The organism is Streptomyces sp. NPDC046870 (assembly GCF_040704595.1).
Taxonomy (GTDB): domain Bacteria; phylum Actinomycetota; class Actinomycetes; order Streptomycetales; family Streptomycetaceae; genus Streptomyces; species Streptomyces argyrophylli.
In genome coordinates, this window is sequence record NZ_JBEYXM010000017.1 from 137,138 (window position 1) to 161,459 (window position 24,322).

At 73.0% G+C, this 24,322-nt stretch carries 19 protein-coding genes; 5 read left to right on the top strand and 14 right to left on the bottom strand.

Going from position 1 to position 24,322, the window contains the following annotated elements; translation table 11 throughout:
* Positions 1-85: 85 nt before the first annotated feature.
* From AB0946_RS29455 to AB0946_RS29470, 4 genes are all read right to left on the bottom strand, one after another.
* The gene (locus AB0946_RS29455; protein WP_366763693.1) at positions 86-2,077 is read right to left on the bottom strand and encodes an ATP-dependent DNA helicase; all 1,992 of its coding nucleotides are present in this window, start codon (positions 2,075-2,077) and stop codon (positions 86-88) included.
* Between the two features lie 323 nt (positions 2,078-2,400).
* Entirely contained in the window at positions 2,401-3,171 is a 771-nt protein-coding gene (locus AB0946_RS29460; protein WP_366763694.1) for a GNAT family N-acetyltransferase, read from the bottom strand.
* Positions 3,172-3,275: 104 nt separating this feature from the next.
* A complete protein-coding gene (locus AB0946_RS29465; RefSeq protein ID WP_366763695.1) occupies positions 3,276-5,318 on the bottom strand; it encodes an IucA/IucC family protein in 2,043 nt (680 codons plus the stop codon).
* Positions 5,319-5,533: 215 nt separating this feature from the next.
* Positions 5,534-7,048, bottom strand: coding sequence for a diaminobutyrate--2-oxoglutarate transaminase family protein (locus AB0946_RS29470; protein WP_366763712.1), 1,515 nt, complete (start codon positions 7,046-7,048; stop codon positions 5,534-5,536).
* 505 nt (positions 7,049-7,553) lie between these two features.
* Here AB0946_RS29470 and AB0946_RS29475 point away from each other — a divergent pair.
* The gene (locus AB0946_RS29475) at positions 7,554-8,762 is read left to right on the top strand and encodes a hypothetical protein (RefSeq protein ID WP_366763696.1); all 1,209 of its coding nucleotides are present in this window, start codon (positions 7,554-7,556) and stop codon (positions 8,760-8,762) included.
* Positions 8,763-8,825: 63 nt separating this feature from the next.
* Here the strand turns inward: AB0946_RS29475 and hflX are convergent, their stop codons facing one another.
* The 6 genes from hflX to miaA all read right to left on the bottom strand — a co-directional run bounded on the left by hflX (position 8,826) and on the right by miaA (position 17,443).
* Positions 8,826-10,316 carry a GTPase HflX gene (gene hflX / locus AB0946_RS29480; protein WP_366763697.1) on the bottom strand — a complete coding sequence of 497 codons (1,491 nt, stop codon included), beginning with the start codon at positions 10,314-10,316 and terminating at the stop codon, positions 8,826-8,828.
* Between the two features lie 208 nt (positions 10,317-10,524).
* Positions 10,525-12,048: a M1 family metallopeptidase gene (locus AB0946_RS29485; protein ID WP_366763698.1), complete on the bottom strand. Its 1,524-nt coding sequence runs from the start codon at positions 12,046-12,048 to the stop codon at positions 10,525-10,527.
* An 82-nt stretch (positions 12,049-12,130) separates the two neighbouring features.
* Positions 12,131-14,590 carry an HD domain-containing protein gene (locus AB0946_RS29490; RefSeq protein WP_366763699.1) on the bottom strand — a complete coding sequence of 820 codons (2,460 nt, stop codon included), beginning with the start codon at positions 14,588-14,590 and terminating at the stop codon, positions 12,131-12,133.
* Between the two features lie 186 nt (positions 14,591-14,776).
* Positions 14,777-15,646, bottom strand: coding sequence for a diaminopimelate epimerase (gene dapF / locus AB0946_RS29495; RefSeq protein WP_366763700.1), 870 nt, complete (start codon positions 15,644-15,646; stop codon positions 14,777-14,779).
* Between the two features lie 64 nt (positions 15,647-15,710).
* Complete coding sequence (locus tag AB0946_RS29500; RefSeq protein ID WP_366763713.1) at positions 15,711-16,178, bottom strand: hypothetical protein; 468 nt, start codon at positions 16,176-16,178, stop codon at positions 15,711-15,713.
* A 326-nt stretch (positions 16,179-16,504) separates the two neighbouring features.
* Positions 16,505-17,443, bottom strand: a complete 939-nt coding sequence (gene miaA / locus AB0946_RS29505; protein WP_366763701.1) for a tRNA (adenosine(37)-N6)-dimethylallyltransferase MiaA — start codon at positions 17,441-17,443, stop codon at positions 16,505-16,507.
* Positions 17,444-17,630: 187 nt separating this feature from the next.
* Here miaA and AB0946_RS29510 point away from each other — a divergent pair, with 187 nt between their 5' ends.
* On the top strand, positions 17,631-17,918 hold the full coding sequence (locus AB0946_RS29510) for a hypothetical protein (RefSeq protein WP_366763702.1): 288 nt from the start codon (positions 17,631-17,633) through the stop codon (positions 17,916-17,918).
* Between the two features lie 24 nt (positions 17,919-17,942).
* The gene (locus AB0946_RS29515) at positions 17,943-18,230 is read left to right on the top strand and encodes an antitoxin (RefSeq protein WP_366763703.1); all 288 of its coding nucleotides are present in this window, start codon (positions 17,943-17,945) and stop codon (positions 18,228-18,230) included.
* A gap of 143 nt (positions 18,231-18,373) precedes the next feature.
* On the opposite strand, the gene AB0946_RS29520 is transcribed toward AB0946_RS29515, so the two are convergent.
* The 3 genes from AB0946_RS29520 to miaB form a co-directional block, all read right to left on the bottom strand.
* Positions 18,374-19,087, bottom strand: coding sequence for a class III extradiol dioxygenase subunit B-like domain-containing protein (locus AB0946_RS29520; protein WP_366763704.1), 714 nt, complete (start codon positions 19,085-19,087; stop codon positions 18,374-18,376).
* A 34-nt stretch (positions 19,088-19,121) separates the two neighbouring features.
* Positions 19,122-19,349 (bottom strand): hypothetical protein, encoded by a 228-nt coding sequence (locus tag AB0946_RS29525; protein WP_366763705.1) that lies wholly within the window; start codon positions 19,347-19,349, stop codon positions 19,122-19,124.
* Positions 19,350-19,434: 85 nt separating this feature from the next.
* Positions 19,435-20,964, bottom strand: coding sequence for a tRNA (N6-isopentenyl adenosine(37)-C2)-methylthiotransferase MiaB (gene miaB, locus AB0946_RS29530; RefSeq protein ID WP_366763706.1), 1,530 nt, complete (start codon positions 20,962-20,964; stop codon positions 19,435-19,437).
* 310 nt (positions 20,965-21,274) lie between these two features.
* Between miaB and AB0946_RS29535 the strand changes: the two genes are divergently transcribed.
* Together AB0946_RS29535 and AB0946_RS29540 are read left to right on the top strand one after the other, a co-directional pair.
* The gene (locus tag AB0946_RS29535; RefSeq protein WP_366763707.1) at positions 21,275-21,796 is read left to right on the top strand and encodes a regulator component; all 522 of its coding nucleotides are present in this window, start codon (positions 21,275-21,277) and stop codon (positions 21,794-21,796) included.
* On the top strand, positions 21,789-22,937 hold the full coding sequence (locus AB0946_RS29540; protein ID WP_366763708.1) for an MAB_1171c family putative transporter: 1,149 nt from the start codon (positions 21,789-21,791) through the stop codon (positions 22,935-22,937). Before AB0946_RS29535 ends, AB0946_RS29540 begins: the two co-directional genes overlap by 8 nt.
* Positions 22,938-23,073: 136 nt before the next feature.
* On the opposite strand, the gene AB0946_RS29545 is transcribed toward AB0946_RS29540, so the two are convergent.
* The gene (locus tag AB0946_RS29545) at positions 23,074-23,910 is read right to left on the bottom strand and encodes an SDR family oxidoreductase (protein WP_366763709.1); all 837 of its coding nucleotides are present in this window, start codon (positions 23,908-23,910) and stop codon (positions 23,074-23,076) included.
* Between the last annotated feature and the right edge of the window lie 412 nt (positions 23,911-24,322).

The following is a 24,322-nucleotide window of genomic DNA, read 5'->3' on the forward strand; positions in this document are numbered from 1 at the left end:
CCGGCGGCCCCGTGTTCACGGGCGGCCGTGGAATCCGGGCGCACCACGGGGTAGCCGGGCCGGCACCGGCCGGGCTACCCCGCGATCATTTGGCGGCCGCCGGCTCCGCCTCCGCCTGCTGGGCCACCGCGTCGATCGCCGCGAGCGACCTGCGGACCTGATTGCGGTCCGTGGTGTACCAGAAGTCCGGCAGGGACGCCTTCAGATAGCCGCCGTAGCGCGCGGTGGCCAACCGCTGGTCCAGTACGGCGACCACACCCCGGTCGCCGGACGCCCGGACGAGACGGCCGGCGCCCTGTGCCATGAGCAGGGCCGCGTGGGTCGCCGCCACCGCCATGAACCCGTTGCCCCCCGCCTCCTCCACCGCCTTCTGGCGCGCGCTCATCAGCGGATCGTCGGGCCGCGGGAACGGGATCTTGTCCATGACGACCAGCTGGCAGCTGGGGCCCGGGACGTCGACGCCCTGCCACAGCGACAGCGTTCCGAAGAGGCACGTCTTCGGGTCGGCCGCGAAGTTCTTGATCAGTTCACCGAGCGTCTCCTCACCCTGCAGCAGGATCGGGAACTCCGGGATCCGGGTCCGCAGCTCCTCCGCGGCGAGCTGGGCGGCCCGCATGGACGAGAACAGGCCGAGGGTGCGCCCGCCGGCCGCCTGGATCAGCTCGGTCAGCTCGTCCAGCATGTCGGAGCGCTCGCCGTCGCGTGCCGGGCGCGCCAGGTGCTTGGCGACGTAGAGGATGCCCTGCTTGCGGTAGTCGAAGGGCGAGCCGACATCGACGCCCTTCCACTTCGGCAGGTCCTCGCCCTCCGCCCCTTCCGGGCCGAGCCCCAGGGAGGCGCCGACGCCGTTGAAGTCGCCGCCCAGCTTGAGCGTCGCCGAGGTGAGGACCACGGTCCGGTCGGCGAACAGCTTCTCCCTGAGCAGGCCGGAGACCGACATGGGGGCGACCCGGAGGGACGCGCCGAAACGGTCGTGCCGCTCGTACCAGACGACGTCCCACTCCGAGCCGTTCACGACCCGCTCCGCCACGTCGTGCACCGTCTCCACCGAGGCCAGCGCCTGTTTGCGGACGGCGTCCTCGTCCTGGACGGACTTGTCGCGCGTCGCGCCGATCGCGGAGATCACCGTGCGGGCCGCGTCCCGCAGCGCCATCAGGGCATAGCCGAGGTCCTCCGGGATCTCCTCCAGGCGGCCCGGCAGCGCGAGTTCCATGAGCCGCTCGAAGCCCTCGGCGGCGGTCTGGAGCTGATCGGCGGCCTTCTCGTTGACCAACTTGGCGGCACGACGCACCGCGCGGTTGACCTGCCCGGGCGTGAGTTCGCCGGTGGCGACGCCCGTGACGCGGGAGACGAGTTCATGCGCCTCGTCCACGATCAGCACCTCGTGCTGGGGCAGCACCGGGGCGCCCTCGATGGCGTCGATGGCCAGGAGCGCGTGGTTCGTGACCACCACCTCGGCGAGTTTCGCCCGCTCACGGGCCATCTCCGCGAAGCACTCGGCGCCGTACGCGCACTTCGACGCGCCCAGGCACTCCCGCGACGACACCGAGACCTGGGTCCAGGCACGGTCCGAGACGCCCGGGGTGAGATCGTCCCGGTCGCCGCTCTCCGTCTCGTCGGCCCAGTCCCGCAGTCTCAGCAGGTCCTGGCCCAGCTTGCTGGTGGGCGCCGCGGCCTCGAACTGGTCGAAGAGCCCCTCCTCCTCGTCCTGCGGCATGCCCTCGTGCAAGCGGTGCAGGCACAGGTAGTTCGACCGGCCCTTGAGCATCGCGAACTCCGGGCGTCGGCGCAGCAGCGGGTGCAGGGCGTCGACGGTGCGCGGCAGATCCCGCTCGACGAGCTGGCGCTGGAGGGCGAGTGTGGCCGTCGCGACCACCACCCGTTCTCCGTGCGCGAGCGCGGGGACGAGATAGCCGAGCGACTTTCCGGTGCCGGTGCCGGCCTGGACCAGCAGGTGGGATCCGTCGTCGATCGCCTCGGCGACCGCTTCGGCCATGGTCACCTGGCCGGGGCGCTCCGCACCGCCGACGGCGGCGACGGCGGCATGCAGGAGTTCGGGGAGGGAGGGCTTCGTCATAGCCTGACCACCCTACGACCCTGCACTGACAAACGGGGGGTCGTTACGGGGGCAGGGGGAGGGCTCACGGGCGGGGCTCCTGGGTGGGCTGGGGTTCTGGTGGCGGTGGGGTGGGACTGGGCTCGGGGGCTGTGCGCCGCAGTGGGGCGGGCCCGGGCTGCTGGTCGCGACCTGTTCGTCCGGCTGGGGCAGGTGCGGGCCGGTGGTCGGCCCCGGGGCGCGGCAGTACGGCTCGGGCGACTCGGCCAAGAACTTTCTCTCGGATACGGGAACACCACGGACTCCCCGCTCGTATCTATCCGTGAGCGCTCAGTCACAAGGTGCTACATGACATCGCGCAGGACACGGTCCCAAATCATGAGGGCGGCCCGCTTGCCGGGCAGGTCGACCTCCGCCGCGAACCGGAAGCCCGCGCTCAGGAACGCGGCGACGGAGGGGGTGTTGCGAAGGTCGGGTTCCGCGAGGACACGTGCGCACGGGGAACGCCGGTCGAGGATCAGGTCGGCCACGGCTCGGAGCAGGACGGAGCCCAGTCCTCGTCCCCGGTCGGCGGCGTCACCGACGAGGAGGTGGATCCCGGTGTCGTGCGGACAGGCCGGATAGTGACGGGCCAGCGGATCCAGGTCGGCACGGTAGATCTCCCAGTAGCTCATCGGGGTGCCGTCGAGTACGCCGAGGCACGGCACGCTGCGCCCGTCGCCGTGGAGCTGTGCCCTCAGGTGGTGCTCCGTCCGGATCCGGGGCCCGGCCAGCTCCCAGAACTCGGCGACGGCGGGGTCGTTCATCCAGCGGTGGACGAGCGAGAGGTCCTGATCAATGCGTACGGGCATCAGCCGGAAGGAGCCGGCCGGGGTCACCACCGAGCCCCACGCGGCGAGTCGGCCGAGGAGACCGGTCGTCGCCCCGGCGCGGAGGGCGACGAACTGCGCGGGCAGGCACAGCTCCAGCGTGTCCTCGCTGTCCGGGTCCTCGTCCTCGACGGTGAGCCGTCCGAAAAGGGAGTTCCGGGGCCCTTCGGTGGCCGCGCGGCGAGTGGTGCCGTCCGGCGGGGCCGGGACGGGGCCGGTTCCGGCGCCGGCGTCGGTGGGGGGCACGGTGCGCTCCTCTCAGGAGACGTGGTGGGTGGTGTTGCTCGGACGGGAGACGGTGGGCGCTCGCTGAGGGCGGTCCGCTCAGGTGGTGCGCAGAGGTACGTCGCTCATGCGTGAAGGGGGTTGGCGATGGTGACGTAGACGGACTGGGTGTCGACCGGGCCGACGAGTTCGTCGAGACCGTGCAGCCGGGTCAGCAGGTTGGCCTTGCAGCGCAGGACGGGTGAGTCCAGGAGGCGGCCGGGCAGGGAGGTGCGCAGCGGGGCGGGCCCCGAGGCGAGGCCGGTGAGGAAGCGGCGGAAGGCCGCGAGCAGCAGCCGCTCGTCGGCGAGGCGCTGGGAGCCGAAGGCACCGATCAGACCGAGCACGTTGTTGACGGCGAGGTAGTAGGCGAAGCGCTCGTCGGCGACCTCGTCCGGGACGAAGGTGTCACTGTGCTCGCCGATGCCGGGCAGCCGGGCGGTCAGTTCGGCTCGCCGGGACTCGCGGAAGTAGTACCCCTGGTTGTCGCGGTAGCGGCCGCCGGTGGGCCAGCCGTCGCCGTCCAGCAGGACCAGCGTGTTCTGCTGGTGCGCTTCGAGGGCGATGCCGGCCTCGCCGTCCAGCCAGAGGACGGGCCGGACGACCTGCTCCAGGTAGCGCAGGAACCACTCGGCGGCGACGGCGCCGACGGGTCGGCCGGTGCGCGTGGCGAGATCTGCGACGACTCGCGCCAGCCGGGACCGCATCGGCCGGGCGGGGTGGTGCGGCGCGGTGCCGGCGGGCGGCTCGGGGGACGGGCGAGGGGCGACCAGCCCGGCGACACAGCCGACGTCGTCGGCCGGGGTGAACGGGTTGTGCCGGATCACCACGTCGAGACCGGGCAGGGGCAGGCCGTCAAGGTCGTCGACGGCGAGCCAGGCCGGGTCGCGGACGATGTCGAAGCCGGGGTGGGCGGTCTGCCACTGGCGGGCGAGACCGGTACGCAGGAGCCGGTGCACCTCGACTCCGCGGTGGAGTTCCTTGCGGAGGTTCTCCCGGCGGGAGTTGGTGATGCGCAGGGCCAGCGAGAGCTTGAGCATCGCGGGGGCACCGGATCGGTGCACGGTGCGTACGGAGGAGGTGGGAGACCAGGAAGCGCCCAGGGGTCCGAGGTCATGGAGGAGCCCGGAGTCGAGCAGCGCGGCGACGGGCGCGCGGTGCCGGACCTCGCGGGCCTGCCAGGGGTGCAGTGGCAGGGCGGTGTGACCCTCGGGCAGCGGCAGTGCGGTGCCGGCGAGGCGGCGGACGAGGTGCCCGGCGGGCACGGGACGGCCGCGCTCGGTCCACGCGGAGTCGGTCGCGAGGAGGGAGGGGTCGACGGACAGCCAGTGCAGGGGGAAGGAGCCACGCAGCTCGGGTGAGTACCGCTCGGCTTCGGCTTCGGTCAGGCCTTCCCTGCTCTTCGGGGTGGGATGCAGCGGGTGCCCGAGCAGCAGGGCCTGCTCGGCGCCGAGGAAGCGGTCGGGGGTGTCGGCGGGGTGTTCCCGCCGGTGCCGGATGAAGGTCGCGGTACGGCGGACGGAGTCGGCGACTCTGGCCACGAGGTCTGGGCCGTCGGCTCGATCGCCGGCGCCGGTGCCGGAGCTGGGGACGCCCTCGAAGCGGGTGCCGTCGGGCCCGGTGCCGTCGGCGGAGTCTGAGGAGGCGCGAGGTGAGGAGGTGGTGGTGTCGGCCGGCTCGGGGACGGGTTCCCGTGCGAGGAGGGCCGCGAGGGTGACGGCGTCGACGGGTGGCGTCGCGTCGGACGCGCCGGCCAGGCGCGGGAGGCCGAAGCGGTGCCAGCCCGTCGGGGACCAGTGGTGGACCGGTGCGATCAGGGTGGCGCCGCTGGCCGGCAGCGGGATGTGGAGGCTGCCCGCCGTAGGAGCGGTCAGGCGGCTCTCGCGGGCCCAGCACCGCAGCAGGTTCTCGACGGCGGCGGCCTGGGCGGCGGCCTGGGGATCGGGGTCCTCCAGCGGATCCGGGTCCTCCAGCGGAGCGGGGCCCTCAGCCGCGCCGGCCTCGGGAGCTGTCCTCCGGGCGGGACCGGTCTCCCGCCTCTTCTGCCGCGGGACCGACTCGGTGAGCGGTGCGGCGCAGGACGGTGCGCCGGTGCCTCCCTGGTCGTCGGGGGTGGGGGTGGCGTTCATGACGCTCCTCTCGGGCTGGAGTGAGGGGTGCGGGCTCGTTCCGCCGTCGGCTCGGGCGGCGTTCCTTCCGGGCCGGCGGGCGGTGAGGCGGGCGGCCCTGTGGGTGTGGTCGGCGGTGGACGTCGGCCTCGACGTCCGGGAAGGGGGGCTGAACAGGGATGGGAAGCGGTGTGTGCCCGCAGGCGGGCGCCAGGGGCGTCCGGCGCGGCTGGTGGTCAGCCCGCGTGCTGGGCCGGGCAGGCTTGGCGTTGCTGGTGTGGGCCATGGGATGCGTGGTGACGCGCGACCGCGGCCACCGCGTCGGTCAGCCGGTCGAGTACAGCCGTCGCCTGTTCGTCGCTGATCGTGAGCGGCGGAAGCAGCCGGACCACGGACGCGTGCCGGCCGCCGAGTTCGACGATCAGTCCGCGCTGGAGGCACTCCCGCTGCACGGCGGCGGCGAGTTCGGGGGCGGCCGGGGACGGCGTGCGGGTGGGCTCCGGCCGGACCGCCGCGCCGCCGAGGCCACCCATGTCGCCCATGCCACCGCCGTCGAGGCCGGCGACCTCACCGGCGTCACTGGCGTCACCGACGGGGGGAACCGGGCGAGAGGCGGTGGGGTCGGCGTCCGGGTTCACCAGTTCGAGCCCGATCATGAGTCCGCGCCCTCGGACGTCTCCCACGCAGGGGAACGCGTGGCTGAGTTCGGCGAGTTGGCGCAGCATGCGGGAACCGAGGGCGGCCGCGCGTTCGGCGAGGGCGTTCTCGCGGACGTGGGCGAGGGTGGCGGTGCCGGCGGCCATGGCGAGCTGGTTGCCGCGGAAGGTGCCGGCATGGGCGCCGGGCTCCCAGACGTCGAGGTCGTCGCGGTAGACGATCACGGCCAGTGGGAGGCTGCCGCCGATGGCCTTGGACAGGACCATGACGTCGGGGGTGACGCCGCTGTGGTCGACGGCCCAGAAGGCGCCCGTGCGGCCGACTCCGGTCTGGATCTCGTCGGCGATCAGCGGGATGGACCGGTCCGCCGTGAGCCGGCGCATGCGGCGCAGCCAGTCGTCCGGCGCGGGGATCACTCCGCCTTCGCCCTGGACCGGTTCGAGGATCATCCCGGCGGGCAGCGGGACGCCGGACTTGGGGTCGTCGAGGAGGGACTCGGTCCAGCGGACGGCGAGTTCGGCACCGTGCGGGCCGCCGACGCCGAAGGGGCAGCGGTAGTCCTGCGGGTAGGGCAGGCGGGTCACCTGGTCGTCGGCCGCTCCCCCGGAGACGGCCAGGGCGCCGGCGGTCATGCCGTGGTAGGCGCCGGTGAAGGTGAGGATGCCGGTGCGGCCGGTCGCGGTCCTGACCAGTTTGAGGGCGGCCTCGACGGCGTCGGTGCCGGCCGGTCCGCAGAACTGGACCCGCGAGCGGCCGGCGAGGCCGGGTGGGAGGGTGCGGAACAGTTCGGTGACGAAGGCGTCCTTGACGGGGGTCGCGAGGTCGAGGACGGAGAGGGGGGCACCGGAGTCGAGGACCCGGCGGATGGCTTCCAGCACGACCGGGTGGTTGTGGCCGAGGGCGAGGGTGCCTGCGCCGGAGAGGCAGTCGAGGTAACGGCGGCCGTCGGCGCCCTCGATGGTGAGCCCTCGGGCCCGGACGGGCACGATGGGCAGGGCCCGGGCATAGGTGCGTGCCGAGGACTCACGCGCCGACTGGCGTCTGAGGATTCCCTCGTGCACGGCCCGCGCGTCCCCGGACGTGCCTCCAGCCATCGACTCCGAAACGGACACGGCGCGTTGTCCTCCCCGCTGCCCGAAGGCGAGTTGATCCTCGGGGACCGGACACTGGCGACAGGCCCCACGGGCTACAACCGCGCACCGATCGGGCGGTTACGGGCTCGCCGGGAGATCCTTGGCCGGACGGCACGGGGACGCGCCCCTCCGCCACGCCGGGAGTCGAGGACAGTCGAGGAGTCGGCACGGATCACCGTGGCCAAGCGGCACGGATCACCGTGGACAGGCGGCACGGATCACCATGGAAGGCGGCACCGTTCTGCGCGGACAACGAGGCGGCCCTCGGACCGGCCGGCGCTCCTGCCCTGTTCAGGCGGCCTGTGACGGAACCGTTGCCCTCCCGTCGGAACTCCCCCACGGCGACGGCATAGTGTGTGATGCCGTTCCCAGAAGGTCGTGAGACCGGCATGCACCTTCCATGAGTTGGACGCCGGTGTCGGGGCCCAAGCACCGAATTCCTTTCACAGCAGGGGGAGTCAACAACATGCGATCCATACGGCCGTCGTTCACCGCTCGGCGAGGCAGGGGTGGTCGCCGGACCTCCACCTCGCTGACGGCGGTCGCTCTCGCGTCGGTGCTGGCGCTGACCGCCACCGCCTGCGGCGACGACAACGCCGACGGCAAGCCGTCCGCGGCGAGCAGCCACGACGGAAAGATCACGATCCCGGACGACCTGAAGCAGAGGCTCAAGGAACACGGGATCGACATCGACAAGTGGAAGCACGGCGCCTGGAAGAACTGGAACCGGGACGACTGGCTGCGCGAGGCCAACGACTTCGTCAACCCGATCATCAAGGGCCTGTGGAACCCGGACCGGATGCGTGACGCCGAGGACCCGGACCGGGGCGTCGACGACAACGACATCTCCGGTGACCAGGGCGTGACGGACCCGACGCCGCAGCCGGTGCAGGCACGTACGGTCACACCGCCGTACCACACCAGTGCGGCCACCTCGGGCAAGCTGCTCTTCGACGCCCCCGGGGGCACCATGGTCTGTTCCGCGACGGTGGTGACGGACCCGGCGCACCCGGGCAAGTCCAACCTCGTCTGGACGGCGGGTCACTGTGTGCACGCCGGCAAGAAGGGCGGCTGGTACCGCAACCTCGCCTTCGTGCCGTCGTACAACGACCAGGGAAGGTCGGCGGCCGAACTGGAGGGCGCCAGCCGCTCCGAGATCGCTCCGTACGGCGTGTGGTGGGCCGACGCGGCGAAGACCTCGCAGCAGTGGATCAGCAAGGGGGGCGAGACGGGCGGTGACGGTGCCTCGTACGACTTCGCCGTCATCCATGTGACGCCCGAGCAGGGCAGCGGCGGCAAGTCGCTGGAGGAGACCGTCGGCGGGGCGCTGCCGGTGAACTTCGACGCGCCGGCCGTGTCCCAGGTGCGGAGCATCACGGCGTCCGGCTACCCGGCGGCGGCGCCGTACGACGGTCAGCTGCTGTACCAGTGCCAGGACAAGCCGGGCCGGCTCTCCATCGAGCAGTCCGACCCGACGATGTACCGGATCGGCTGCACGATGACCGGTGGCTCCTCCGGTGGCGGCTGGGTGGAGACGGGCGCGGACGGCAAGCCCGCGCTGGTGTCGAACACGTCCATCGGCCCGGTGCGTTCCGGCTGGCTGGCCGGTCCCCGGCTGGGCGAGGTGGCCAAGGGCGTGTACGAGTCGGTGAGCAAGCAGTTCGCCGGGCGGTGACCTGGCGCCGGGCATGACGAGGGCCCGCCACCCTGGGGTGGCGGGCCCTCGTGACGGGCTGGGTCAGGCCGCGGAGACCGGTACGTACGGCGCGAGGTCCGCCGCCAGCTCCTCGTGCACCCGGACCTTGAGCAGGGTGCCCTCCGCGGTGTGCTCCTCGGAGATCACCTCGCCCTCGGTGTGGGCGCGGGCGACCAGCTTGCCGTGGGTGTACGGCACGAGCGCCTCGATCTCGACCGAGGGGCGGGGCAGCTCGTCGTCGATCAGGCCGAGCAGCTCCTCGATGCCCCGGCCGGTGCGTGCCGAGACGGCGATGGAGCGCTTCTCGACCCGCAGCAGCCGCTGGAGGACCAGCGGGTCGGCCGCGTCCGCCTTGTTGACCACGACGATCTCCGGCACGTCGGTGGCTCCGACGTCGCGGATCACCTCGCGTACGGCGGCGAGCTGCTCCTCCGGGTTCGGGTGCGAGCCGTCCACCACGTGCAGGATCAGGTCGGAGTCGCCGACCTCCTCCATGGTGGAGCGGAACGCCTCGACCAGGTGGTGCGGCAGGTGCCGGACGAAGCCGACGGTGTCCGCCAGGGTGTAGAGCCGGCCGCTCGGGGTCTCGGCCCGGCGGACGGTCGGGTCCAGGGTCGCGAACAGGGCGTTCTCGACCAGGACGCCGGCGCCCGTGAGGCGGTTGAGCAGGGAGGACTTGCCGGCGTTGGTGTAGCCCGCGATGGCGACCGACGGGACCTTGTTCCGACGGCGCTCCTGGCGCTTGATCTCGCGGCCGGTCTTCATCTCCGCGATCTCCCGGCGCATCTTGGCCATCTTCTCGCGGATCCGGCGCCGGTCCGTCTCGATCTTGGTCTCACCGGGGCCACGCGTGGCGAGACCGCCGCGACCGCCACCCATCTGCCGGGACAGCGACTGACCCCAGCCGCGCAGCCGCGGCAGCATGTACTGCATCTGCGCGAGCGCGACCTGCGCCTTGCCCTCGCGGGACTTGGCGTGCTGGGCGAAGATGTCCAGGATCAGGGCCGTACGGTCGATGACCTTGACCTTGACGACGTCCTCCAGCTGGATCAGCTGGCCGGGGCTCAGCTCACCGTCACAGATGACGGTGTCCGCGCCCGTTTCGATGACGATGTCACGCAGCTCGGCGGCCTTGCCGGAGCCGATGTAGGTGGCCGCGTCGGGCTTGTCGCGGCGCTGGATCACGCCGTCGAGCACGAGCGCGCCCGCGGTCTCCGCGAGGGCGGCCAGCTCCGCGAGGGAGTTGTCGGCGTCCTGCGCCGTGCCGGTGGTCCACACGCCGACGAGCACGACCCGCTCCAGGCGGAGCTGGCGGTACTCGACCTCGGTGACGTCCTCCAGCTCGGTGGACAGACCCACCACGCGGCGCAGGGCCGCGCGCTCGGAGCGGTCGAACTGGTCGCCGTCCCGATCGCCGTCGATCTCGTAGCTCCAGGCGACGTCCTCTTCCATCAGGGCATCGGCCCGAAGACCCTCGGGATAGGCGTGCGCGAGGCGCTTGGTGTCCTGGGAAGAGGAAGAAGAGGAGGTCATTGGATCCTTACGTCGATGAGATACGTCGGTGGGAGTGCCGTCCCGGCGTCAACGTGACGGCTTCCGTACGGCGGGCGGTCACCCGTCCCGCTCGTGGTGTACAACGCACGGGTACCCCGGGAGATTCCCGTTTCCCCGCGCGCCCACCCCTAGATGGTCGCACGGTACGGCGCGTCTCGTCATCGGGTTATCTCCGGGCGTCACCGGGTCACCGCCGGGCGCGCGGCGAGGCGGGCTGGGCCGATGCCGTCTGCTTCCAGTCCGGGTGGCCGGGCATCGGCGGGGTCTTCTCGCCGTACAGCCAGGCCTTGAAGAAGCCGCTCAGGTCGCGGCCGGCGACGGCCGAGGCCAGCCGGACGAAGTCGTCGGTGGTGGCGGTGGCGTCCTGGTGCTCCCGGACCCAGATCCGCTCCAGCCGTTCGAAGGCCGGTCGGCCGATCTCCTGGCGCAGGGCGTACAGGGCGAGGGCGGCGCCGTCGTAGATGCTGGGCCGGAAAATGCTGATCTTCTGGCCCGGGGCGGGCGGCTTGGGCCGGGCGGGCGGGCCGCCGGCCTCGCGCCAGCGGTCGGAGGCGCCGTAGGCGGCCTTCATCCGCTGCTCCATCGGCCGGTTCGCCGTCTCCTCGGCGTACAGCGCCTCGTACCAGGTGGCGTGGCCCTCGTTCAGCCAGACGTCGGACCAGGCGCGGGGGGTGACGCTGTCCCCGAACCACTGGTGGGACAGCTCGTGCACCATGATCGACTCGATGTACCACTTGGGGTAGGCGGGCTCGGTGAACAGGCCTTTCTCGAAGAGCGAGAGGGTCTGTGTCTCCAGTTCGAAGCCCGTGGAGGCCTGGGCCATGAGCAGGCCGTAGGTCTCGAACGGGTAGCGGCCGACCTTGCTCTCCATCCAGGCGATCTGGTCGGGCGTCTTCGCGAGCCACGGTTCGAGTGCCTTGCGGTCGCCGGCGGGTACGACATCACGCACGGGCAGGCCGTGGGGGCCCTCGCGGCGCAGCACGGCCGAGCGGCCGATCGAGACCTGGGCGAGCTCGGTGGCCATGGGGTGCTGGGTGCGGTACGTCCAGGTGGTGGTGGTGCCCACCCGGTCGGTGCCGGCGGGCAGGCCGTTGGCGACGGCGGTGTAGCCGTTCGGGGCGGTGATCCGGAAGGTGAACATCGCCTTGTCGGACGGATGGTCGTTGCACGGGAACACCAGGTGGGCGGCGTCGGCCTGGTTCGCCATGGCGAGGCCGTCGGAGGTGCGCACCCAGCCGCCCTGCTGGTCCTTGCCGTAGACGGGGTCGCTGGTGTGGCGCACGGTGATCCGCGTCCAGCTGCCCCCGGCCAGGGGGTGCTCCGGGGTGACGACGAGGTCGTCGCCCGCGCTCCTGAAGTCCGCGGGGCGTCCGTCGACCTCGACCGACCGCACGGTGCCGTGCGCGAAGTCCAGGTTGAGGCGCTCCAGGTCGGCGGTGGTCCAGGCGTCGATGGTGGTGACGGCCTGGAGCGGCTTGTCGTTGCTGCCGGGGTAGGTGAGGGACAGGTCGTACGAGGCGACGTCGTAGCCCGGGTTGCCGAGGTAGGGGAAGAGCCGGTCGCCGACGCCGAGCGGTTCGGGCGGCGCCGCGGCGGCCAGGAGGCAGACGGAGAGGGCGGAGGCGAACAGGGCCGCCTTCCGGTGCCGGGAGGGCTTGGGCGTGGTCCGGGTGACGGCGGTCCGGGGCCGGGAGCGGGGGGTGAGCAGCATGGACCACCGCTACCAGTGGCCGCCCTCCCCGCGGCGACGACGCGCGACCGGCCCACCCGAACGGGTACGCCGGACGCCGTCGTCAGGACGCCCTCGGCTGGTGCTGGGCCCTGCGCACGTCGTACACCCCCGGTACGTCCCGCATGGCGCGCATCAGGGCCGGGAGGTGGGCCGCGTCGGACAACTGGAGGGTGTAGGTGTGGCGCACCCGCTGCTGGGTGGGCGGTTCCACGGTGGCGGAGACGATCTCGACGCCCTGCGAGGCGATCGCCTCGGTGAGGTCGGCGAGGAGGTGGGGGCGGCCGAACGATTCAGCGACCAGGGTGACCCGGCACTCGGCGGTGTCCCCCCAGCGCACGCCGATCTCCGCGCGTCCCCTGCTCTTCATGTGTGCCACCGCCGGGCACTCCACGCGGTGCACGGTCACCACTCCCCCGCGCACCGCGAACCCGGTGATCTCGTCCGGTGGTACGGGCGTGCAGCACCCGGCGAGCCGTGCGGCGGCACCGGGCCGGTCCACGAGGACGTCGGCGCGCCGGGAGCGCGGGGCGGGGGCACCGTCGGCGGGGCGCTCCGGCGCGGCTGAGGAGCGGGGATCGGAGGGTGCCGCGGCGCGGGTACCGGACGGCTCGGCGCGGCGGGCCACGGCCGGGCCTGCGGGGCGGGCCGCCGCGGAAGAGTCTGCCGAGCGAGCCGTGGAGGGGGCTGCGGTGGCAGTCGGGCCGCCGGTGGTGGCCGCGGGGCCGGTCGAAGCGGTCTCTCCCGTCCGGGCCGACGCCGTGCCGGGCTCGGCGGTGGCCTCGGCGCGGGTGCCGCGCGGCTCGCCCGGGCCGGCCGGCTCCGCCGGGTCGGTGGCGCCGGCGGGGTGGGTCGCAAGCCAGCGCTGGATGGCGATGCGGGCGGCCGCGGTGTGCGCGTGCTCCAGCCACTCCCGGGAAGGTTCGGAGGCCGGGTCCTGGCCCATCAGGAGCTGGACCGTGTCGCCGTCGCGCAGGACTGTGCTGAGGGTGGCCAGCCGGCCGTTGACGCGGGCGCCGATGCAGGCGTGCGCGTCCTCGCCGTACTGCGCGTAGGCGGCGTCCACGCAGGTGGCGCCCTCGGGCAGGCCGAGCGCGCCGCCGTCGGGGCGGAAGACGGTGATTTCGCGGTCCTGGGCGAGGTCCTCGCGCAGGGTGGACCAGAAGGTGTCGGGGTCGGGGGCGGCCCGCTGCCAGTCCAGGAGGCGGGAGAGCCAGCCGGGGCGGGTGGGATCGGCGCGCTCACCGTCGGCCGAGGCACCGGAGGACGACGGGGCGCCGGCCGTGGCGTTGCCGGACGCGGGAGCGCCTGAGGCGGGAGTGTCGGCGCCTGGTGCGTACGGGTTGCCGAGGGCCACCACACCGGCCTCCGCCACCTTGTGCATCTGGTGGGTGCGGATGAGGACTTCGACCATCTGGCCGTCGGGGCGGGCGACGGCGGTGTGCAGGGACTGGTAGAGGTTGAACTTCGGTACGGCGATGAAGTCCTTGAACTCCGAGACCACCGGCGTCATGCACGTGTGGAGTTCGCCGAGGACGCCGTAACAGTCCGCGTCCTCGTTGACCAGCACCAGCAGGCGGCCGAAGTCGGTGCCGCGCAGCTGTCCGCGTTTGCGGGCGACGCGGTGGACGGAGACGAAGTGCCGGGGGCGGATGAGGACCTCGGCCGGGATGCCGGACTCGCGCAGCACCCCGCGCACCTCGTCGGCGACCTCGGCGAGGGGGTCGCCGGGGCGGGCGGCGTTCTCCGCGATGAGCTCTCTGGTGTGCTCGTACTCCTCGGGGTGGAGGATGGCGAAGACCAGGTCCTCCAGCTCGGTCTTCAGGGCCTGTACGCCGAGGCGTTCGGCGAGCGGGATGAGGACGTCACGGGTGACCTTGGCGATCCGCTCCTGCTTCTCGGGACGCATCACGCCGAGGGTGCGCATGTTGTGCAGGCGGTCGGCGAGTTTGATCGACATCACGCGCACGTCGTTGCCGGTGGCGACGAGCATCTTGCGGAAGGTCTCCGGCTCGGCGGCGGCTCCGTAGTCGACCTTCTCCAGTTTCGTGACGCCGTCGACGAGATAACGAACCTCCTCCCCGAACTGCTCCCGGACCTGATCCAGCGTCACCTCGGTGTCCTCGACCGTGTCGTGCAGCAGGGACGCGGTCAACGTCGTGGTCTCGGCGCCGAGTTCGGCGAGGATGAGGGTCACGGCGAGCGGGTGCGTGATGTACGGCTCACCGCTCTTGCGCATCTGGCCGCGGTGCGAGGACTCCGCCAGGACGTAGGCGCGGCGCAGGGGTTCGAGGTCGGCGTCGGGGTGGTGGGCGCGGTGCGCCTCCACGACATGGCTGATCGCGTCGGGCAGTTTGCCGCGGACCGCGGGGCCGAGCAGCGCGGCCCGGCCCAGTCGGCGCAGATCGATCCGGGGCCGGGACTTCCTGCGCGCCGCCGCGGGCGCCACGGACGCTGTGAGCGCTTGTGGCGCTGCGGGCGCTACCGGGCCAGCGGTCGCAGGATTCGTGGCCTCCGCACTCATGGGCACCTCCGGCTCGTGGACCGGCGGACGGGGCCCCAGGGCGTACGCGGCTCAGGGATGGCGACGTTCCCCCGTCCGTGCCGGTGCTTGATGCTACCGAGCCCACCACGTGCGACAGACCGCCTCTCGCCGAGCGTGAAACGGATCACCCCTTCGAGCGATGGAATCGAGGTTTAGGGTCGCGGGTCAGCCGAACGCGTGAGCCAGCCACTCGGCGTCGATCTCGCCCTCGGCGACGATCACGGCGGGGCCGGTCATCTCGATCTCGCCGTCCGGACGCTCGGTGATGACGAGCCGGCCCCCGGGGACGTCGACGGTGTACGTCGCCGGGGTGCCGGTGACGGCCGGGTCGGTGCCGTCCCGCCGGGCGGTGGCCACGGCGACGGCGCACGCGCCCGTGCCGCACGAGCGGGTCTCGCCGGAGCCGCGCTCGTGCACGCGCATGGCGACGTGGCGGGGGCCTCGGTCGACCACGAACTCGACGTTCACACCGTCCGGGTAGGCGGCCGCCGGGCTGACCGGCGGCGCGGTGTACAGGTCGCCGGCGTGCGCCAGGTCGGCCACGAAGGCCACCGCGTGCGGGTTGCCCATGTTCACGTTGCGCGCGGGCCAGCTGCGCTCACCGACGGTGACCGTGACGTCTCCCTCGGGGAGGCGGGCGCGGCCCATGCCGACGGTGATGTCGCCGTCCTTGGCGATGTGGACGGTCTTCACGCCCGCGCGCGTGGCGATCGTGAGGTCCCCTTCGGCGACGTGTCCGGCGTGCTGGAGGTAGCGCGCGAACACACGGACGCCGTTGCCGCACATCTCGGCGACCGAGCCGTCGCCGTTGCGGTAGTCCATGAACCACTCGGCCTCGTCGGCCATGTCCCGGGTCTCCGGGTGAGCCGCGGACCGTACGACGTGCAGCACGCCGTCGCCGCCGATGCCCGCCCGGCGGTCGCACAGGGCGGCGACGGCGGCCGGGGACAGCTCCAGGGCGTTCTCGGGGTCCGGGACGATCACGAAGTCGTTCTCGGTGCCGTGACCCTTGAGGAAGGCGATCCGTGTGCTCATCCCTCGATCGTACGGGGTGGCCACGACAGGCCCGTTCCGGCGGGCCCGGCTTCCCTCGGGGGCCCTAGCGCAGGCGCGCTACGCGCCACACCGCGAGCACGACGACCACGACCACCAGGAGCACGTACCCGAGCACGACCCGCCAGTCGGGGCGGCGGCCGGAGCCGCGCGGGGGCAGGCCGGGCCAGGTGTAGCCCACCCGGCGGGCCGCCATCATGCCCCAGCCCGCCGCGCAGGAGCAGATCAGCAGGCCGAGCATGGCGATGACCGCGCCGCTGTCGCCGAAGTCGAAGGCGAGCGGGAAGGCGAACATCAGGGAGCCGACGGCGGCCAGGCCCACGATGGGGGCGAGCTGCCAGATGCGCAGCCGGCGCTGCGGGCGCAGCTCGACCTCGACCTCGGGTCCGCCCGGGTACATCTCCTCGGGCGCCGGCCCGTCGGCGGTCACCCCTCCCACGGTGTCGTCGGGCCCGTCATCGGCCAGGGAGTCCTCGGACAGGCGGTCGCCGGAGAGAGCACCGGCCCCGGACAGCCGGTCGTCGGAGAGGGTGATCTCCGTCAGGCGGTCCTCGGGAAGGCCGTCGTCGGAGGCGGCGTCGAGCAGCCCGCCGCTGTCACGCGCGCTGCCGTCGGCGCGCCCGTTCACCCGTGGACGGTCCCCACCGGGGTCCGGGCCGCTCCGACCCGGCTCGTCACTCTCCGTGGTGACGTGCTCGGCACTTCGTGCGGTGTCGCGAGGGCCGGCCTCCATCGCCACGCGCCCTCCCAACTAGGCTCCACTTGGTCGATCGAAGCTCGATGATGGCACGGCGTCCGAGGCCGCGATGACCGGCGGCGCATCCCGATGCCATGACGTGATCAGGCTGTGACCGGTCGTTCGACCAACGCCAGGGCCTGCTGCGGAAGTTCCCGGCGGTCCACCGAGGCCCCACTCAACCAGTGCACCCGGGGATCGCGCCTGAACCACGAATCCTGCCGGCGCGCGAAGCGCTTGGTGGCACGGACGGTCTCGGCCCTCGCTTCCGCTTCGGTGCACTCCCCGGCCAGTGCCGCCAGCACCTGCTGGTAGCCGAGCGCACGCGACGCCGTGCGCCCCTCGCGCAGGCCCTGCGCCTCCAGTGCGCGCACCTCCGCCACGAGGCCCGCCTCCCACATGCGGTCGACGCGCCGCGCGATGCGGTCGTCCAGTTCCGGACGAGCCACGTCGACACCGATCTGGACGGTGTCGTAGACGGAGTCGTGACCGGGCAGGTTGGCCGTGAAGGGCTGTCCGGTGATCTCGATCACTTCCAGGGCCCGGACGATACGGCGGCCGTTGCTGGGCAGGATCGCGCGGGCGGCCTCGGGGTCGGCGGCGGCCAGCCGGGCGTGCAGCGCGCCCGAGCCGCGCAGCGCCAGCTCCTCCTCCAGGCGGGCCCGGACCTCCGGGTCGGTGCCGGGGAACTCCAGATTGTCGACGGCGCCACGGATGTACAGACCGGAGCCGCCCACGAGGATGGGCCAGCGGCCCTCGGCGAGCAGTGCGTCGATCCGCGCGCGGGCCAGCCTCTGGTACTCGGCGACCGACGCGGTGACCGTCACGTCCCAGATGTCCAGCAGGTGGTGCGGGACGCCGCCGCGCTCGTCGGGCGTCAGCTTGGCGGTACCGATGTCCATCCCTCGGTACAGCTGCATGGAGTCGGCGTTGACGATCTCGCCGCCGAGCCGCTGGGCCAGGAAGACGCCGAGATCGGACTTTCCGGCCGCGGTGGGACCGACGACGGCGATGACGCGGGGGGCGGGGGGTGCACTGCTCACCGCACCAGTCTCGCAAACCTCCCGGTGAGCTCTCGAACGAGTTACGTGACGGTGTGCGTCCCGGGTCGTTGCCCGTGCGAGGTGCCGCCCGCCGGGCTGCGGGGGCGGTGACCCGGGCGGCGCAACCTTACGCACCGGGTGACGCGGGAATTCGCCCGCACGAGTACCGTATGGAGTGGATATGGGCGTGTTTGCACGACTTCTCGGCCGATCGAAGGCGGCTCCGGAGGCGTCGGCCACGGCGGCGAGTGCCGGCACGGAGCCGGAAGGAACCGAGGCGGAGCAGGCGGAGACGGCCGAGGCGACGGGAACCGGGCCGGCGGAGGCGGAGGACGCGTCCCGTGACGAGCACGAGGACGGGGCCGTGCGCTCGGACTCCGGCACGGACGACGCGTCCGAGGGTGCCGGGATCCCCCGGCAGCAGTCCGCGGGTGGGGCCGTCGACAGCGAGGCCGGCGACAGCGCCCGCAGGTAACTGTCCCGCGAGGGAAGGTGGACCATGGGTCTGATGGACAACATGAAGGCCAAGCTGGGCCCGGCCAAGGACAAGGTGTCGGACCTCGCGCGGCAGCACGGGGACAAGGTCCAGCACGGGATCGACAAGGCCGCGAAGGCCGTCGACGAGCGGACCAAGGGCAAGTACAGCGACAAGATCCACGCGGGCACGGGCAAGGCCAAGGAGGCGATGGACCGCCTCGCGCACAAGAGCGGCCCCGAAGCGGCGCCCCACGACCCGATGAGCCCGACCCCTCCGGCCCACCCGGAGGGCCCGCCACCGGCTTCCTGACGAGCCGACGGCCGTCCTGGTGACCGCGCGCCCGGGGCGCCCCGTGATCCGCGGGGCGCCCCGGGCGCGTGTTGTCCACGGCGGCCGGGTTCCTCCGCCCGCCCATGACACCCGTCCGCACCGGTCCAGCCCTCGACCCGGGCTCAGGACCAGGTCGCGACCATGTACCCCACGCCGTACGGCGCGTCCTCGTACAGCAGTGCCCCGGTGAGGTTCGCGTTCTCGGCCGCGCCTGCCAGGATCTGCCATGGGGCGCGGCCCGTGGCCTTCAGTTCGTGCGCCAGGGCCGGGTCCAGTGCCCGCAGCGCGGCCGGGTCCGCCGCGCCGAGCGCCCGGGCGGCCTCCGCGTCGAAGGGTGCCGCCCGCTCGTCCAGGTAGCCCGGCGCCTTGAGCGAGCGGCAGGCGCTGCCGTCCCCCATCACCAGCAGGGCCACCCGCCCGGCCCGGCCGGCCAGCTCCCGTCCGGTCTCGGCGCACCGCTCCGGCTCCAGCGTGTCCGCGACACCGAGTCCCTCGATCGGGGCAGCGGACCACCCGGTCCGCTCCAGCAGCCAGGCGCCGACGGCCAGCGAGGTCGGCAGGCGGCGCTGCGGGGCGGGGTGGCCGACGGGCCCCAGGCGCACCTCCAGGTCGACCCCGAATCCGCGGAAGGTGCCCGGGGTGCCCTGCGGGAACGGGCCGCGTCCGCTCTCCTCGGCGGTGCCGAGGACCACCAGCAGGTCGGGGCGGGCGGCGGCGAGCACGCCGAGCGCGTCCGTGCAGGCGGCGCGGGCGGTGTCCAGTTCTGGTGCGGCACCCGCGGCGACCTCGGGCACGAGCAGCGGTGGGCAGGGACAGACTGCGGCGGCGACAAGCATGATCGGCAGCGTAACCCCGCGGGCGGAGCACGTGTCACTCCTCGATCAGCACGTCCGTCAGGTCGATCACCGTCAGGACGAGCACTACGAGCTTGCCGTCGCTGATCACGTTCTCGGCGAAGAGGTCGCGGCAGAGCGCGGTCTCCCGCGTCGCCTCGTCGGCCCCGACGGGGTGGGGGAGCTTGTGCCGTGGGCCGGACACCAGGATGGCCGGTCCGCGCTCCGGCTCGTCCCGCCGGTCGCCGGGCGGGCTGTCACGCACGCGGGCGGCCCGCCCGGTGAGGTGGACTCGACGCCGTACGGCAACGCGTTGTGCTTCTTCCCGCCCCGCGCGGTGTGCCGGGACCTCAGTCGCAGCCGCAGGCGCTTCCCGTGGTCGCCGGCAGCGGTGCCGGGACGCCGATCTTCGGCAGTCCGAGCATGACGCCCGCCGGCTTGGCGGCCGCCGCGGCGGTGCGCTTCTCCCAGGCGTCCCCCGCGCGCGTGCGGCGCACTCCGAGGACCGGGCCCTCGGCGAGGAGGTGGTGCGGTGCGGCGTACGTGACCTCGACGGTGACGACGTCGCCGGGGCGCACCTCCTGGTCCGGCTTGGTGAAGTGGACGAGGCGGTTGTCGGGGGCGCGGCCGGAGAGACGGTGGGTGGCGCCGTCCTTGCGGCCCTCGCCCTCCGCGACCATCAGCTCCAGCGTGCGGCCGACCTGCTTCTTGTTCTCCTCCCAGGAGATCTCCTCCTGGAGGGCGACCAGCCGCTCGTAGCGTGCCTGGACGACCTCCTTGGGGATCTGGTTCTCCATGGTCGCGGCGGGCGTGCCGGGGCGCTTGGAGTACTGGAAGGTGAAGGCCTGCGCGAAGCGGGCCTCGCGGACGACGTGCAGCGTCTGCTCGAAGTCCTCCTCGGTCTCGCCGGGGAAGCCCACGATGATGTCGGTGGTGATCGCGGCGTGCGGGATGGCCGCCCGCACCTTCTCGATGATCCCCAGGTAGCGGTCCTGGCGGTACGAGCGGCGCATCGCCTTCAGCACGGTGTCCGAGCCGGACTGGAGCGGCATGTGCAGCTGCGGCATCACGTTCGGCGTCTCGGCCATGGCGGCGATGACGTCGTCGGTGAAGTCGCGCGGGTGGGGGGAGGTGAAGCGGACCCGCTCCAGGCCCTCGATGGTCCCGCAGGCGCGCAGCAGCTTGCTGAAGGCCTCGCGGTCGCCGATGTCGGAGCCGTAGGCGTTGACGTTCTGGCCGAGCAGGGTGATCTCGGAGACGCCCTCGCCGACCAGGGCCTCGATCTCGGCGAGGATGTCGCCGGGGCGGCGGTCCTTCTCCTTGCCGCGCAGGGCCGGGACGATGCAGAAGGTGCAGGTGTTGTTGCAGCCGACGGAGATCGACACCCAGGCCGCGTAGGCGCTCTCGCGGCGGGTCGGCAGCGTGGAGGGGAAGGCCTCCAGGGACTCGGCGATCTCGACCTGGGCCTCCTCCTGGACGCGGGCGCGCTCCAGCAGGACGGGCAGCTTGCCGATGTTGTGCGTGCCGAAGACGACGTCCACCCAGGGCGCCTTCTTCACGATGGTGTCCCGGTCCTTCTGCGCCAGACAGCCGCCGACCGCGATCTGCATGCCGGGGCGCGAGGCCTTCTTCGGCGCGAGCCGGCCGAGGTTGCCGTAGAGCCGGTTGTCGGCGTTCTCCCGGACCGCGCAGGTGTTGAAGACGACGACGTCGGCGTCACCGTCGGAGCCCTCGGGGGCCCGCACGTACCCGGCCTCTTCGAGCAGCCCGGCCAATCGCTCGGAATCGTGGACGTTCATCTGGCACCCGTAGGTGCGGATTTCGTAACTCTTGGATCCTTGAACGTCCACTGCCGGGCTCCGGTCGCTGCTGCTGGTCATGCGTCAAGGGTAGGCGGTCCCGGAGAGGGCGACGGCTGCCCTGCCGCCCGGCGGTCCCGGGCCCGGTCTCCCGGGGGTTCCGGCGGGCTGTCCGCGACGAGTCCCCGCGGCGTCGTCCCGGCGGGACCCCCGTCCGTGCGGGGCCGCCGGCCCGGGAGCCCGCCGGGCGCGGCAGAAGGTTCACGCCAAAGGCCGACCGATTTTCCGGGCAGGCGTGTGCAAGAGGGCACGCGACCTGCTTAGGTGTGAGCCATAGTTTGTCCGCTGGTGACGGGAAGTGATTTCTCGCCCGAACGGGGTGACACGGCAGGTGAGGAGAACGGGCGAGTACACCGCGCTACGGCGCCGGTGCACCGCGATCCTGCGCGATCTCGGGGTGCCCCGGTCGCTGTCCCTGGAGGCGGTCCGGGAGCGGGTGGAGGAACTCCGGGGCCGTCCCCTCGTGCTGAGGGAGCTGCCCGAGGAGGTGGCGGCCGCCGGGGCCTGCGGCCTCTGGATGGCCACCGACAAGGCCGACTACGTCTTCTACGAGGCCCGGACCGCCCCGCTGCACCGGGAGCACATCATCCTCCACGAGATCGGCCACGTGCTGTGCGACCACCACCGGAGCCTCACGGAAGACGGCGAGCAGCCGCCCGGTGACCTCCTGGTCGGGCTGCAGCCGCATGGCGTCACCCGGTTCAGGGCCAGGACCAGCTACACGAACACCGAGGAACAGGAAGCCGAGATGATCGCCACCCTGATCCAGAGCGCCGGGACCGCGGGCCGGGCGGCCGGTCCCCTGGGCCGGCTCGGCGCGTTCCTCGGGGTGACGGCCGACGCCGGTGAATGAGCTGGCGGCCCGGGCCGGACTCGCCGGCGTCCTCGCCCTGTGGTTCGCCCTCGTCTGGCGGGCCCGGCCGGCCCTGCGCCACTCCCAGCAGCGGGGACTCTGGCTCACCGTGCTGGCGGCGACCGTCGCGATCACCCTCTTCCAGCCCGGGATCGTCGGCCCGCTCACGTCGGCCGGCCTCGACGTCCACACGGTGTCCCTCGTCCGCAATCTGATCGGCGTGCTCAGCGCGGGGCTGGTCCTGCTCTTCGTGGTCGACTCCAGCGGTCCTCCGCGGCTGCGCCGCCACGTGGCGGTGGGGATGACGGCGGCCCTCGTCTCGTTGCTCGTCCTGGACGTGCTGCACATCGGCAGGGGAACGGCGTCCGCCCAGGGGCCCGCGTCCGGCGCGTCCGCCTACTGGCTGATCCTCATCGCCACCCACCTCGCCGGTGACGCCGCCGCCGTCGTGGTCTGCTGGCGGTACAGCCTGCGCACGGCCGAGCGCGACCTCGTGTGGTCGCTGCGTCTGTTCGCGGCGGGCAGCGTGCTCGCCCTCGTCTTCTGGTCCGGTTACCTCTGGCAGCTCTACGACCGTGCCCCGCGCCTGCTCCCCTGCCTGACCGTGGTCATGAGTGTGCACGGCTTCCTGCGGGCGGCGTCCCTGCTGGTCCCCAGCGTGAGCGCCCTCGTCCGGTCGGCCGGCGCGCTGCGGACGGTCTGGCGACTGTGGCCGCTGTGGCGCGACCTGGTGACGGCGGTGCCCGACGTGGCCCTCGCCAGGCCGCGGCGGTCCCGGCTCCAGGAGGTGCTGTGGCCGCGCCTTCCACCGGCCTTGCAGGCACACCGGCAGACCATCGAGACGTACGACGCCCTTCTGACACTCCAGCAGTACGTGGCGCCGGACGCCTACGAGAGCGCGTACCGGTACGCCAGGGGGGCCGGGGTACCGGACGACCGTCTGGCCTCCGCCGCGCTCGCCGGTGCCGTGGACCAGGCCCGGCGGGCCGTCCTCGCCGGCGTGTCACCGGCCGACCCCCGACCCCTGCCCGGGGTGACGCACGGCAGTACCGGGACGCTGCTCGGCATCGCCCGGATGTGGCCGACGATGACCGGCGCCCTCCCCTGCCCCGACCGCATCCCGCCGGCCCGTCGGCGCTGAAGCCAGGCCGGCCGCCGAAGCAGGGCCGGCCCTGCCGAACGCCGAAGCAGTTTCGACGCCAGATCGGCCGTGCCGAAGGCCGGCCCGTCCGAAGGACCGCCCCGGCAGCGGCGAAGCGGGGCGTCCCGGAGCCCGCTCAGCGGGCGGCGTCGGCGCCGTCCTCGCCGGCGCGGGGCGTGATCCGGTAGTCGAACGCGAGCGTTCCCGGATCGAGGGCGGTCGCGCCGCCGTCCACGGTGAGCACCGCGCCGTTGACGTACGACGCCGCCGGGGACAGCAGCCAGCCGATCGCCTCCGCCACCTCGCGCGGCTCACCCGGGCGCCCCTGCGGCAGCAGCCTCGTGGCCTCCGCGTAGGCGGCCTCCGCCCCGTCGCCCGGCAGTTCCGCCTCCGCGGCGAAACGCGCCATGCGCCGGTCGGCCATCTCGGTGCGCACCCAGCCGGGACACACGATGTTGGCCCGCACCCCCTGGCGGCCGTAGTCGACGGCGACGGAACGGCACAGCTGGAGCAGGGCGGCCTTGGAGGTGGCGTACGGCGCGTTGCTCGTGCCGTTGCGCAGCGCGGACACCGACGCGACGGCGACCACCGCTCCCCGGGACTCCAGCAGGTGCGGGATCGAGGCACGCAACAGCAGGAGCGGACCGGTCAAGTTGGTGCGCATCACCTCGTCCCAGTCCCGCAGCGACATGTCGCCCACGGCTCCGCCGCGCCCGACGCCCGCGTTCAGCACCAGCCCGTCGAGCCGTCCGTACGCGTCCAGGGCCGCCTGGACCAGTCCCTCGACGGCGTCGGGGTCGCCGACGTCGGACGGATGCGCCAGCGCCCCCGTCTCCCGCGCGAGGTGCTCCAGGGGTTCGGCCCGGCGGCCGGAGACGACGACCTGGTGACCCGCCTCGGCCAGCAGCCGGGCCGTCGCCCGGCCGATACCCGAGCCTCCGCCGGTCACGATGACAACGCGCTTGTGCTCCACCGCAGTTCAGGCCCCTTCACCGAGCTCACCGAGCATCACCGAGATCGTCAAGCGCGACCGAGCTTAGGACCCGCCGCAGCGACCGGGGCGACTTCCGGCCAGCGCCCGGTCCACCGCCGGCGCCCGCGGGCGGCACGACAACCGCCTTCCCTCACTTCTTACTTCATACCTTGACGGAAGTGGTCTGGACCTCTAGTTTCGCCGGGCGACCACCCCACACCTCACGAAAGGGCGCCCCCACCATGCCCAGAGCCAGGTCCTTCCCCCCGTCCGCTTCGGCCGCGCTGGCGGTCGCCGCTCTCACCCTGTCCACCGGACTGCTGGCCGCCTCCCCCGCGCAGGCCGCCACCGGCACGATCACCGGCCTGGCCGGCAAGTGCCTCGACGTCGCCGGGGCCGGCACCGCCGACGG